Genomic DNA, 12,908 nt, shown 5'->3' on the forward strand with positions numbered 1-12,908 from the left:
ATGAAAGAAATGAAACGAGCAGGACTACAAATCGCAAGACGTGATTTTTTAAAAGAATCGGCCCTTTTGGTAGGCGGAACATTAATTGGGGCCTCGCTTCCCAGAAATGCCAACGCCTGGAAGCTCAGTACTGATCCAATAAAAATTGCACTTATTGGTTGTGGAAGCAGAGGGGCAGGCGCAGTTTTGAATGCTTTAAGTACGAGTTCCAACGTCGAACTAGTCGCCATGGCCGATGTTTTTAAGGACAAACTGGATACTACCTATTCCAATCTGTTAAAAGTCGGCCGAATAAAAAACAGGATCAAAGTTCCAGAAAATCAAAAGTTTATTGGTTTTGATGCCTATCATAAAGCAATCGCCTGTGCCGATGCCGTACTCTTGGTGACGCCATCCGCATTTCGGCCTTCTCATTTCGAAGCTGCTGTAAAAGCCGGGAAGCATGTATTTATGGAAAAGCCACTTGCTTCGGACGCACCGGGCATTCGACAAATACTGGAAACTGGAAAGGAGGCCACTCGGAAGAATTTGAAAGTGGTCGTGGGCCTTCAAAATCGTTATGATCCAGGCTATCAGGAAATGGTGAAGCAAATTAAAGAAGGTGCCATTGGCAAATTAATTTCCGCCAGCGATTATTACTTAATTGGACCTCTTACCAATATCCCCCGAGAACCCGGTCAGACCGAGATGGAATACCAAATGCGCAATTGGCGTTATTTCAACTGGCTATGGGCAGGGTCGCCAGCAGGGCTGCAAATTCATAATACCGATGTTGTTAACTGGGTTAAAGATTCCTTTCCTATCCGTGCCCAGGGGATGGGGGGCCGATCTTCCTTAAAAGGTCCAAACCATGGCGATATATTTGATCATTTTTTTATTGAGTACGAATATGCCGACGGAACAAAATTAAACAGCCAGATTCGGCATGTAGGTGGTACCTGGAACAAAGGAGGGGCTACCTTTCAAGGTAGTTCGGGTACGGCAAGCCTTCAGGCAGGAATCAAAAATACTACCGGTGAAACGATCTGGCGAAACAGCAACAAAGATTCAGAAAATGCCTATCAGATAGAACACGATGTGTTATTCAAGGCCATTAGGGACAATACCCCTATTAACGACACAGAATGGGCTGCCAATAGTACTTTGACAACCATCATGGGGCGAATGGCAGTACATTCAGGTAAAATGGTAGAATGGGAAGCCGCCTTAAACTCCGACCTAAGTCTGATGCCAGCTCAGTTCGCATGGGAGGCCGAACCGCCCATTAAACCCGACCAAAACGGAGAATACCCCTACCCTATTCCTGGACTATCGCCCGTTATATAAAAATGATGAAAGAGCTAACCCTATTTCTACCCTTAATTTTATTGGCCATGGGCTGCCAGCGTTTCAAGCCCACAAAACTTTCTCCGGAAGCTGGAACTGAAGGTCTCTTATATCGAAAAACACCTATACAGAACCATGGATTCAAATCCCTGTACAATGGCAAAGACTTAACGGGTTGGCAGGAATTGCCAGGTCATCAAGGCCATTGGGTGGCTTCGGGCCATCGCATCGATTATGATGGCAAAAGTGAAGAAAAAGACAAATCTATATGGAGTAAGGAGTCCTACTGTGATTTTATATTAATAGCTGATGTACGTCTCACACGAAAACCAGAATTGGCAAAAAGTCAGGTGATTCTTCCCAATGGAGAAAACGAAAAAAACGCAGATGGGACCAACAAGGAGGTGGAAATACCTTACGCCGGAGACACAGGAATCTATTTAAGAGGTGACTCCAAAAATCAGGTAAACATTGGTTATCGTTACATCGGATCGGGTGAAATATACGGATATAGAACCGATAGGTCCTTACCAGGCCCTATTAGAGCGGCGGTCACGCCAAAACTTAAAGCCGACAATCCACCAGGGGAGTGGAATCGATTGATCATCAAAATGCAGAAAGACCGTATTACCGTCAATCTAAACGGGAAAACAGTCATTAAAAATGCCCAGCTTCCAGGAATTGCAGCTTGCGGTAAAATTGCACTTCAAGATGATCATGCAACTAACAATACCTTTCAGTTTGCAAATATCTACCTCAAGGAGCTCAAATAAACGGTTATGAAAAAGCGAATAATCCGTCAGGGAAGCCTATTTATCTATCTAATTTTTATTTCTTTAAATACTACTGGCAAATTATTGGCCCAGGCAGATACGAAAAAGGCTATTACGACCATCATTGACCGGGAGTATAAACCACTGGAAAATCTATATAAATACCTTCACCAGCATCCTGAGTTATCACTAGAGGAAGAAGAAACATCGAAAATATTAGCGAGGGAATTGGAAGTGGTGGGCTGTAGCGTTACGACCGGTATTGGTGGGTACGGCGTTGTCGGTGTGATGAAAAATGGTCCTGGCCCGGTGATAATGATCCGCACGGATATGGATGCCCTACCTATGCGAGAGCATACAGGGGTGGAATTTGCCAGTAATAAAACCATAAAAAATAAAAATGGTGAAGACATATCATTAATGCATGCCTGTGGCCACGACTTACATATGTCCTCCTGGGTTGGAGTTTCAAAAGTACTCAATGAGTTGAGAAAAGAATGGAAAGGCACGGTGGTATTTGTGGGCCAGCCAGCCGAAGAGAACGGCCAAGGAGCACGATCCATGTTGTCCGCGGGCTTATTTACCAGGTTCCCAAAACCAGACTACGCCCTGGCAATACATGTAAACTCTGCGCTGGAGTCGGGCAAAGTGGGACTTTGCTTCGGCCATGCATTAGCAAATATAGATGTTATTGATATTACTGTTAAAGGCAAAGGTGGGCATGGAGCCGTGCCACAACTTACAATTGATCCTATCGTGCTCGCCTCTAAAATGATCCTTGGTTTCCAAACCATTATAAGCAGGGAAATATCACCGCAAAAATCAGCCCTTATTTCCGTTGGCTCCATACACGGAGGCACCAATGCCAATATCATTCCAGATAAGGTCACTTTAAAACTATCCGTACGCTCCTTTGATGACGAGGTTCAAAAATCACTCATTGAAAAAATCATGAGAACATGTGAAGGTATTGCCTTTACAGCTGGTCTTGAGCCGGAAGATTATCCAATCATCGAAATTCGAAATGAATATACTCCAGCCGTATATAATGAACCGGAACTTACAAGCAAAATTTCGAATCACTTTAAGCAAATTCTGGGTCCTGAAAATGTGCTGACCCTGACTCCAGAAATGTTTGGCGAAGATTTTGGGTGGTACCACCGGGAAAATCCCAGCATTCCTACCTTGATCTATTCCGTAGGCTCTGTTCATCCACAAAAGATGGCAGAAGCATTAAAAAGCAACAAAACTTTGCCATCGACGCACTCCTCCCTCTACCTGCCAGATTTGGAGCCGAGCCTAAAAATGGGCATCCTGAGTATGTCGGCGGCAGTACTCCATCTCTTACCAAATTAACCTTCAATAAGAATATTAACGGCCATGAAAACAAAAGTTGCAATTCTTTTTGGAGGTCCATCCGACGAACATGAGGTATCACTTCATTCGGCATCGAATATCTTAAGAGCATTAGATCGTCAGCAATTTGAGCCCGTATTATTGGCACTGGATCGGCAATGTAATTGGTGCTATGATGCTCATTATGAATTAGAGGATATCGATCTTGTTAAAAATAATTATTTCCAAAATGCCTCTTTCGTATATTTAAAAAAAGTTGCGGGTGGTGTACAACTCATTGAAATTCAAAATCATCTGATTTTGTCCGAATTTCAGGTGGCATTTCCGATCATACATGGGGAATTCGGGGAGGATGGCACCCTTCAAGGAATTTTAAATTCTCTTGAAATACCTTTTGTAGGTCCCAGTTTACTTGGTTCCGCTATAGCGATGGACAAGGACATTACCAAAAGACTGCTACGTGATGCCAATATCCCGATTGCAGACTATATTACGCTCTACAGACATGAAGAATTGGATTATTCTTTTGAAACCATATCGGTTAAACTAGGAGTGCCCCTATTCGTAAAACCGGCAAATGCCGGCTCTTCGATTGGGGTCAGTAAAATAACCAATGTGGTTGAATTTAAACAAGCAATAAAACTTGCCTTTGAAATTGATAGTAAAATTCTGATCGAAGAGGCTGTTTTCGGAAAGGAGATTGAATGTGCCGTCTTAGGCAATACCAATGTGCAGGCTTCCGTCCTGGGGGAAATTATAACGGACGCACAGTTCTATTCGTATGATGACAAATACAATTCTATAGAAAGAATACAGACCAAAATCCCCGCAGAAATTGAACTAAATATTTCCGAAAAAATAAGAGAAATAGCCCTAAAAGCATTTCAAATACTGTCATGCGAAGGAATGTCCAGAATCGATTTCTTTTTGAGAGAGGATCATACTTTTGTATTAAATGAAGTTAACACACTGCCGGGTTTTACCAAAACCAGTATGTATCCGCAGTTATGGGAAAAATCTGGTCTGCCATTGCCAACACTCCTAACGAGATTGATCAAGCTGGCCTTCGAAAGACATTCTAAGTGAATGGACAAATCGCACATGTTCTGATTATATTCCTAAATACAACGATGAAGCTTCATCTTTTGAAGCTTCATCTTTTTGGTATAAAATTGAATTGAAACCGTTAAATAACTTTTGGTATTGATTACAGGAGATATGGGGTTATCGCTGTAAGAGCAACTCCTCATTAAACATGAAGAAATCCTAAAAAACCCATTAAAACCCCACAGCCCTCATTTCTTTAAGGAATCCTCCTTCGGGAAAAACAAATTTACTGGAGCAGAAGTCCTGTTTCGCTTTAAACCGATATTAAATATTAGGGATTAAGAAATAAGTAGCTTCCCTAATTTTATGATAATCAGCTTAATAGAAAAGCGTATTTAGTAATTCAAAAGACAGACTTCAGTAGAGCAATACAGTCCAATTAAATTCAAAAGTCTCAGCGCAAATTCGTGCTGTGACTTTTTGAATTATGGACGATAGAACTCAGATGATGCCCCCTTCCCCAGCGGAAAGGGGTCAGTATAGTCCAGAATATGTACTCAGTATTCAAAATGGATACATAAATCAATATTTTGACTACAGCGGATGATTAAGATAGCCCGAAATTTGTATCTCAATAAAACATAAAATCATGATACAAATGAGTAAGATTGCACTAGTAACAGGCGGTAGTAGGGGGCTTGGTAGAGACATGGTCATTAATCTGGCCAAAAACGGAAATGACATTATTTTCACCTATCATACGAATAAGGTCGAGGCAGATAAATTGGTAAAAGAAGTAGAATCAAATGGTCATAATGCTGTTGCATTCCAACTAGACGTGAGCAACATAAAGACCTTTGACACATTTGTGCAAGGCATTAGCCAGCATTTGATGCAGGCACAAGGTACTGCCAACTTCGATTTCCTTATTAACAATGCCGGAACTGGTATATATGGCAGTGTGGACGAAACTACGGAAGAAGCATTTGATGAAATGATGAACATTCATTTTAAAGGGGTTTATTTCTTAACCCAAAAACTGCTTCCCCTACTAAAGAAGGGTGGTAGAATTATTAACATATCAACAGGATTAACCAGGGTTTCCTTTCCCAATGTCTCGGCGTATGCCAGCATGAAGGGAGCTATAGAGACGTATACACGTTGTTTAGCCAAAGAACTTGGCACCCGGCAAATTACCGCTAATTCAGTAGCTCCCGGTGCGATAGCCACTGATTTCGGAGGAGGTTCCAACAAGTCCGATGAGGATAAAAGAACTGCCATTTCTTCCATTACTGCGCTAGGCCGAGTGGGTTTACCTGAAGATATTGGTGGAGTGGTCGCATTTTTGTGTACTCCGGAAGCAAGATGGATCAATGGACAAAGAATAGAGCTCTCAGGAGGAATGATGGTCTAATAATTCGTAATTTTGAAAAATGAGTCAACAACAGGTACATAGGGTAGAATCTATCGCTGATTTTCATAGGATGAAGGGATTGCCTTCGCCCCAGCATCCTCTGATCAGCTTGTTTGATTATAGTACTTTCGACTGCTCGGTAGAAATCAATCACAAAAATTTCGTATTCGATTTCTACCATATTTCAATAAAACGCAGTCTGGGTACGAAATACAAGTATGGACAGAATCATTACGATTTCAAGGATGGGATTATGTTTTTTATCGCACCGAACCAGATCTTTGGAATTGAAACGATTGAAGAGATAGCAACATCCAAAAGTGGCTGGGTCTTGATGATTCATCCGGATTTCTTATGGGGTACCCCATTGGCAAAAAGTATTAGCCAATACGAATTCTTTGATTATGCAGTAAATGAAGCGTTATTTCTTTCGGAAATGGAAGAAACAACGCTTCAAGCAATCGTTAAAAATATAGAGCGTGAGTATACCGGAAACCTGGATAAATTCAGTCAGGGAATTATCATTTCCCAAATAGAGACCTTGCTTAATTACTCCGATCGCTTTTATCAAAGGCAGTTCATAACCCGTAAGGTCATCAATCGCAAGATCCTTGCGAAGGTAGAACAAGCCATTAATGCGTATTTCAATGATGAAAACACCACTGGATTGCCTACTGTTCTGCATATTGCGGAGTCCGTCCATGTATCCCCAATGTATTTAAGTAGTTTGCTAAAATCATTAACGGGCTTGACTACGCAACAACATATTCACGAGAAACTAATTGAAAAAGCAAAAGAAAAACTATCAACTACTGAGTTAACGGTTTCAGAAATTGCCTTTGAACTGGGTTTTGAACATAGTCAGAGCTTTTCCAAATTATTCAAAAACAAAACCAATCTATCGCCGTTGGAATTCAGAAGCGCATTTAATTAAGAACTTCTTGGTTATTTCGGAGGGACCATGCCACCGCCTGTTTGAATTTGATAATGCGGTTGCTGAAAGCATTTTTAAGACCTTAAAAGCAGAATGTGTTTACCAAAACACTTTTATTAATAAACAGCAGGCAGCAATAATTGTATTTGAATATATTAAAACCTGGTATAATAGAAAGAGGCTTCATTCTGCCCTTGGGTACATGTCACCAAAAGAATTTGAAGAACTTTTAAATATGCAGAAAATTGCGGCTTAACTTTTTGTCCGCTTTATTGTAGCAATTCCAGTTAACGGTTGGGGGAATTGCGGGTCAATTACCACTAGACTCCATTCCAAACAATAATCTTCAAATTGAATTTCGTTTTCGACTGTCTTTTCAAGCCATCCTGCTTGTTCCGCGTTGATGATTTTTTCGCCTGCTTTCACACTGCCTTTTAATTCATATACTAAGCCACTGTAGTGCGGTGGAATATCTGGTAAAACCTCCCGCTTTCCAATCTTTTTCATTGCCTTCCAAAACCAAGATTAAAGTTTCAAATCCTGCGTGTAGATGTGCACCATCTACGGGTTCTCCGCCCGGAAGATTCAGGCTGTCGTCCATAAACAAAATGTAAGGGTCGCTGTCTTTATAAGGTACACCGTCCAATGCTGCCATTGCACGATGTCCTGTACCCAGTAATCCATTATGCCAATGGTATTGGGTAATCTTTGAAATGTTTCCGCGGATTATTATTGTTGTATTATTTTAGTTGAGAAAAGTCTTTGTTTTAATTCCGGGAAACGAATAAATGCTGTAATCAAAAGTAGGATTTGAATAATAACCGCTACAGCAATTGACTGTTGATGTTGCAAATGCGTAACAATAGCTCCGCCCATATAAGCTACTAATAGCATGGTTCCCAAAATACCCGTTCTTGGAATCATGAAGAGTATCAGCGAGATGATTTCAATAATCCCAATGAACAGATAAGTGGTGGCATCAATTCCAAACGAAGAAGCTTGTGCCATAGCCGTTTCGTTTTGCGTAAGTTTCATAAAGGCACTCATAGTAAATAAAAGTCCTAAAATAATGGTCATCGCCCATCCTGTGATTCTGATTGCTTTTTTTGACATAAGGTTTTGATTTTAAATGATGATGCAAACTTCAGAATAATTACTATACCTTTGTTACCTGTTACAAAAAGGATAGTACTTACAAAAAGAATAGTATATGGCAAAACACACGGTTGAAAGTTGCTCGAAAGCCAGAATGGCTATCAGGGACACGTTGGATGTGGTAGGTGGAAAATGGAAACTGGTATTAGTTTCGGTTTTACGAAGTGGTAAAAAGGGGTTTAACGAGTTGTCGAGAGAAGCGATGATTTCTCCACGAATTTTATCCAAAGAATTGCAGGAATTGGAAATGAACGGATTGGTCAGCAGAAAAGTCTGTGATACTAAACCTGTTACGGTTCAGTATGAGTTGACTTCTTATAGTGAAACTTTAGGTGAAGTTTTAGTTGCAATGGAAAAATGGGGTTATCAGCACAGGAACAAAATTATTCATGGGATTGAATAAATGTCAAACTCGTTTATGGTTGTCTTTTTGAAGTGCTTATAGCATTGCAAATAACCGTTTCGTGTATGAAGCGTAAGGGATTGCGGGCTTCGTTCCTATCCGCCGACACAAATGCCGATACGGGGCAGAACGATTAATTTAACCACCTAATCCCCAGTGCTTTATACACGAGGCTAGCAACTGTTTATTTAATTCCTGTCAGTACTTTTTCTAATATCAAATTAAATTCAGTAGGTTTTTCTATCATTGGATAATGTCCGGTTGCTGAGATAGTTTCCACTTGAAAACTATTTTTACAATGGTTTTTCAGTCCAGTTTCGTTTGTTGGAAAACCATCACTGTTTATTAAGTATAACTTATAATCAAGCTGTTCTAATCTTTGTGCATCGGTAGAGGCATATTGCATTTGGGTCATAATAGTTTTATAACCAATAACAGAATCGCTATTTGCAAAATCAGTTTTCACTCTGTCTTTCACTTCTTTTGATGTTGTTGGGTGAAAAAGCATCATATCAGCATATAGAGGTGCTGAATTTTTAAAATCTTTTTCAAGCATTGGAAAAAAGTCGGTCATTTGTTTCATTTGTTCTGGCGTAAATACAACGTCAATAATTTTGAAATTGTCAACACCTACAATACCAACTATTTCTTGATTGTTGGTTAATGCTATTTGCAACAAAATTTCACCTGCCATAGAATGTCCAATGATTACAAGATTTTTAAGATTCATTGTATCAATAAATGCTATTACATCATTGGCATACTCTTCAATTGTCCAGTTGGTTCTTACTGCTTTGGATTTACCAAATCCCGGCAGGTCAATTGCGTAAACATCGTAATTTTTAGAAAAATATTCTAGTTGATTTTCCCAATAAGTTCCGTCAATACACCAACCGTGCAAAAAAAGTAGTGTTCTTTCGCCTTGTCCTTGTTGAAAATAATTTATTTCAACTTGTTTGTCTCTGATTGTGACTTGTTTTGCTGTCATACTTTTTTGTGTTTGTGCCTTGCTCTCATTCGATAAAAATGAAGCAATGACAATTAATAAAATTGCTTTATACTCATTTTTGTTTGAATTCGAAGCAAAGATAAAAGGCACCTATGACAGCCCTTTGTCAGGAGTTTAAAAATAATCTTATTGAACGTTCTTCCATATAATGTCCCATGCTAAAAGTCTTGTCGGAATTGAAATGAGTTTGTTGTAATTTGAGTTCTTTTATTCGATCAAGGCGAAACTCTCTTATTTCTTGTCGAATTTCACAAAAAGCAATAATTGACCAAATAGCTCCACTGAAATAAATTGCATAAATTTAGATTAGTCGCTCTTTTAATTGATCTTCTCCTCTTGCCTGATATGTTATTTCCAGTTTCTGGTTATCTGTAATTGAATGCTGGATTGTATCTATATAAAAACTTGTCGGGGCCCAGGGTTTTTGATATCCGATTCTAGAATTTAATAATTCCAATTTGTATTTGTCTGTGAGTGACAAAACAGCTCTTAGCTTAAATATACAGATTCCTAATTTCGTCTAAGTGAGTCTTTGGTATGGTAATTCAAAATTTTACTTGTTGTTACTAAAGCTCTTGCTACATCAATTGTGAACGTCACAGGTGGCAATCTATAACCTTCAACTAAAAAATATACTTTTCCTTCTTCTTCTCCAATTGGAACGCCTGCAAGTCTTAATATTTGAATATCTCTCTAAATTGTCCTAATACTAACTTCAAACCGTACAGCTATTTCACGAGCAGTAATCATTCGCTTAGATTGAAGTTAAATGAGTATGTTTGCTAGTCTTTCAAGTCTATTCCCTTACATTATTCCAATGAGCACCTTCCGGAACCTGAAAATGGTGGTGTTCGGCAAAGGCAGCATATTCCATATCGCCATCGCTTTCTTTCAATGCTTTTTCAAATTCTTCGTCATACACATCGCAGATGCGTTTGAAGAAGAGTAGTGGAAAGATGTACTGCTTGTAGTCGCCTGCATCGATGGTGCCGCGGAGTAAGGTGGCTGCACCCCAGAGGTATTTTTCGAGTTGTTATTGGGTCATGTTATTGGCTGTTGGCTTTTAGCTGTTAACTTTTTGCTGTTGGATTTTTCGCTAATTACACTATTTACTTGCTTTTGAAGGCAGTGCAAATCAGTAATTAAATTTTCCAAGTTTTCATTTTTTATATAACCGATTTCGTTACAAAGAATCAATTGAGTTTCCAATTCAAATGAAGACCCAACGGCCATCTCTAAAAAACGTTTGAATTCTGTATCACTATTTTGACTGCAACCTTCTGCAATAATGGATGGATTGAAACGGCACATCGTTGCATTTTACTGATTAATCCAAATTTTTCCGTACGCGGAAGGGTTTCGGTCAAAGTATAAATATCTTTCACTATCGATATCCCCTTTTTCCATATTTCTAGTTTTCTAAAGAATCGCATGGCTTGGCTTTTGGCGATTGGATTCTAGCAGCTAAATGCTAATGGCAAATAGCTTCGTACGTACTGTTATTAATTCTTTGTAGTTATTCTTGTAGTCTTCGGTTAAAAATGAACTGTCTATCAGTTTAATAGCTTCAGGTAGCCATTTTTGCGGCCTTTTATACACCGCTTTGATTTGTTTATCATTTAATTTGAATACTGCCCCCAAACGGTCGAAATACCCTTTGTTGAAGTTTTCCTTTTTACCACCCAGCATTAAGGCTGTATCCTCCTTGTCTTTTGGTAAGATTATTTTCACATTCAACAAGTCGTAGAAAGGCGAAAGCACCCAACCCATTTCCGATAAGAACATCGAATAGTTTTTTAGGTGCATATCGTTGTTCCCGATGATATAGTTGAATACGGTTGATTCAAAAAAACGCAGCTTGTCCAATAAGGTGTTGGATGATAAGTCGCCAATGGTTTTTCCCAGCGTTTCCATGGTGCCCTTGTACTTATCTGCCAGCTCCAAAATTTGCAGAAAATCAATCATGTGGTTTTTGGATCCATCTGAGTTACGATCAATGCGTTTGGTAATGAAACAAAGTTCTCCCGATTGCAAGCGAATCATATTTACGGGCACAATTTCTATTTTGAACAATTCGGCCAGTTTCATGGAGAGGTGCTCTTTTTCGGGCATCTGCGGATAATCAGCATTTTGTGATTTCAAGATATAGTTCCCTTCTAAAGCATCCATAATGGTCAATCGCCCCTGATGGCCATTTTCCAGTGCTGTTTTGATCCACCCTAAAGACAATTTTGGCTGAACACCCGGAACAGTAATGGATAGCTCTGCTGCCTCCTTCGCCAGTTTTTCCATCTCTGATAAACGGTAGGGTAAAATCGGAGCATGTTTTGTTCCATAGAATGCCATCGTACACTTCGGGTGGTAGTCCACCTGATTTTCATCCAACTCCTTATAACAGTTTAGGCATCTAGGCACCTGTTTCAGGATTTACTGGGTGAACACTTACGGCACCAATAGCATTTTGACAACAGGCAAGCAGAAGACCCATGCGGTCATTCTTGTTAATTTTCCAGCTTTCTGCAGCTATATTCAACAGCCAACCTTCAGGAATTAGTCCATCAAAAAACGGGAATAGTCTTTTACTTCTGTATGGTCTGGTTGATACCGGCATTTGAAAGGTGACGAATTGGTTTGGTTAGTTTTGTACATTTATTTCGTCATATACAAAGAGATATTCTCCATTATCCTCTTCAGTTAGAAGACCGGCCTGTATTTTGTTGTATTTAACTATTCCTTGTCGCATCGTTCTCATTTATTGGACCTAAAACATGGCCAAACATGTGTAGCACCTGATTCACCTTTGACATATTGAGGTTTTCTTTTCCTTGTTCGATCTTTCGAATAACCGTAAGTGCAACCCCGGCCTTCTCAGCAAATTCTTCCTGTGTTAGGTCTAGTTGCTTTCTTTTGGTTTTCACAAAGTATGATAATTCACTCATGTTATATGTATTTACATATAAAGGTAATTGATTTTATTTAATTATACGTGATTGCATATATAAAAGGTTGTTTGAGCACATCTATATGCAGTTAGATATAATTTTTCAAAATTAACTTGAACTTTCCTCCGCTTGAAGACTCTTGTCCCAGGCGGTTTTTAAATCTGCAAGGGCTTCTTCCACACTGGGCAAGTTGTCTTCTATAAGCTTCTCCACATACAGCGGAATGTTCAGGTTGAAGTCATTCTCTTTAAGATCATCAAGTGAAGCCACCTTCACATAATTCTCTACATTGGAAAAAGCCCTGTACCAGTCAAAAATCTGGTTGACATGTTCAGGCTCCAGGTAGTTTTGAGCTCTGCCCACCCGCACCTGATGGGATGCATCAATGAAAAGTGGATATTTCGGAGGGACCGGTTCTTCATCATATTTGGGGAAACATTAACCAGTTTGAGATAGTATCACCTTCTTACGCAATAGGTCAAAGCAAGCCCTGCCATACATTTGTCTTTTTAACCCGTTGTGCGGGTTAAAATTCTTCTGTCATTATAG

The 12,908-nt window shown here is 39.6% G+C and carries 15 protein-coding genes and 3 pseudogenes; 8 read left to right on the forward strand and 10 right to left on the reverse strand.

The window, feature by feature from the left end; genetic code table 11:
• From X939_RS0117115 to X939_RS0117145, 7 genes are all read left to right on the forward strand, one after another.
• Entirely contained in the window at positions 1-1,326 is a 1,326-nt protein-coding gene (locus tag X939_RS0117115; protein ID WP_229236080.1) for a Gfo/Idh/MocA family oxidoreductase, read from the forward strand.
• 2 nt (positions 1,327-1,328) lie between these two features.
• On the forward strand, positions 1,329-2,099 hold the full coding sequence (locus X939_RS0117120) for a 3-keto-disaccharide hydrolase (RefSeq protein WP_025764520.1): 771 nt from the start codon (positions 1,329-1,331) through the stop codon (positions 2,097-2,099).
• A 6-nt stretch (positions 2,100-2,105) separates the two neighbouring features.
• Positions 2,106-3,455, forward strand: coding sequence for an amidohydrolase (locus tag X939_RS0117125; protein WP_025764521.1), 1,350 nt, complete (start codon positions 2,106-2,108; stop codon positions 3,453-3,455).
• 24 nt (positions 3,456-3,479) lie between these two features.
• Entirely contained in the window at positions 3,480-4,541 is a 1,062-nt protein-coding gene (locus X939_RS22570; protein WP_044199885.1) for a D-alanine--D-alanine ligase family protein, read from the forward strand.
• 619 nt (positions 4,542-5,160) lie between these two features.
• Entirely contained in the window at positions 5,161-5,916 is a 756-nt protein-coding gene (locus X939_RS0117135) for an SDR family NAD(P)-dependent oxidoreductase (RefSeq protein WP_310588070.1), read from the forward strand.
• 19 nt (positions 5,917-5,935) lie between these two features.
• The gene (locus X939_RS0117140) at positions 5,936-6,850 is read left to right on the forward strand and encodes a helix-turn-helix domain-containing protein (protein ID WP_025764523.1); all 915 of its coding nucleotides are present in this window, start codon (positions 5,936-5,938) and stop codon (positions 6,848-6,850) included.
• A 7-nt stretch (positions 6,851-6,857) separates the two neighbouring features.
• The gene (locus X939_RS0117145) at positions 6,858-7,106 is read left to right on the forward strand and encodes an IS3 family transposase (protein ID WP_025764524.1); all 249 of its coding nucleotides are present in this window, start codon (positions 6,858-6,860) and stop codon (positions 7,104-7,106) included.
• Here the strand turns inward: X939_RS0117145 and X939_RS23810 are convergent.
• Both X939_RS23810 and X939_RS0117160 read right to left on the reverse strand, forming a co-directional pair.
• Positions 7,103-7,357, reverse strand: coding sequence for a hypothetical protein (locus tag X939_RS23810; RefSeq protein WP_198034442.1), 255 nt, complete (start codon positions 7,355-7,357; stop codon positions 7,103-7,105). The two genes, X939_RS0117145 and X939_RS23810, sit on opposite strands and share 4 nt — an antisense overlap.
• Positions 7,358-7,579: 222 nt before the next feature.
• Complete coding sequence (locus X939_RS0117160; RefSeq protein WP_025764526.1) at positions 7,580-7,963, reverse strand: DoxX family protein; 384 nt, start codon at positions 7,961-7,963, stop codon at positions 7,580-7,582.
• A 97-nt stretch (positions 7,964-8,060) separates the two neighbouring features.
• Here X939_RS0117160 and X939_RS0117165 point away from each other — a divergent pair, with 97 nt between their 5' ends.
• A complete protein-coding gene (locus X939_RS0117165) occupies positions 8,061-8,408 on the forward strand; it encodes a winged helix-turn-helix transcriptional regulator (RefSeq protein WP_025764527.1) in 348 nt (115 codons plus the stop codon).
• A gap of 184 nt (positions 8,409-8,592) precedes the next feature.
• On the opposite strand, the gene X939_RS0117170 is transcribed toward X939_RS0117165, so the two are convergent.
• The 8 genes and pseudogenes from X939_RS0117170 to X939_RS0117200 all read right to left on the reverse strand — a co-directional run bounded on the left by X939_RS0117170 (position 8,593) and on the right by X939_RS0117200 (position 12,746).
• Positions 8,593-9,396, reverse strand: coding sequence for an alpha/beta fold hydrolase (locus tag X939_RS0117170; RefSeq protein ID WP_131694805.1), 804 nt, complete (start codon positions 9,394-9,396; stop codon positions 8,593-8,595).
• Between the two features lie 127 nt (positions 9,397-9,523).
• Positions 9,524-9,718, reverse strand: coding sequence for a WYL domain-containing protein (locus X939_RS24135; protein ID WP_084299549.1), 195 nt, complete (start codon positions 9,716-9,718; stop codon positions 9,524-9,526).
• A 495-nt stretch (positions 9,719-10,213) separates the two neighbouring features.
• Positions 10,214-10,435, reverse strand: a pseudogene (locus X939_RS23450) (type I restriction-modification system subunit M N-terminal domain-containing protein); the annotation flags it as partial.
• 23 nt (positions 10,436-10,458) lie between these two features.
• A pseudogene (locus tag X939_RS22575) lies at positions 10,459-10,850 on the reverse strand (four helix bundle protein).
• 31 nt (positions 10,851-10,881) lie between these two features.
• Positions 10,882-11,709, reverse strand: coding sequence for a HipA domain-containing protein (locus tag X939_RS22580; protein ID WP_084299538.1), 828 nt, complete (start codon positions 11,707-11,709; stop codon positions 10,882-10,884).
• A 115-nt stretch (positions 11,710-11,824) separates the two neighbouring features.
• Positions 11,825-12,031 (reverse strand): annotated as a pseudogene (locus X939_RS23940) (HipA N-terminal domain-containing protein); the annotation flags it as partial.
• Positions 12,032-12,140: 109 nt separating this feature from the next.
• Positions 12,141-12,356, reverse strand: a complete 216-nt coding sequence (locus X939_RS0117195; protein ID WP_025764530.1) for a helix-turn-helix transcriptional regulator — start codon at positions 12,354-12,356, stop codon at positions 12,141-12,143.
• 111 nt (positions 12,357-12,467) lie between these two features.
• Positions 12,468-12,746 (reverse strand): N-6 DNA methylase, encoded by a 279-nt coding sequence (locus X939_RS0117200; protein ID WP_084299540.1) that lies wholly within the window; start codon positions 12,744-12,746, stop codon positions 12,468-12,470.
• Between the last annotated feature and the right edge of the window lie 162 nt (positions 12,747-12,908).

The organism is Dyadobacter tibetensis Y620-1 (genome assembly GCF_000566685.1).
In the GTDB taxonomy this organism is placed as follows: Bacteria; Bacteroidota; Bacteroidia; order Cytophagales; family Spirosomataceae; genus Dyadobacter; species Dyadobacter tibetensis.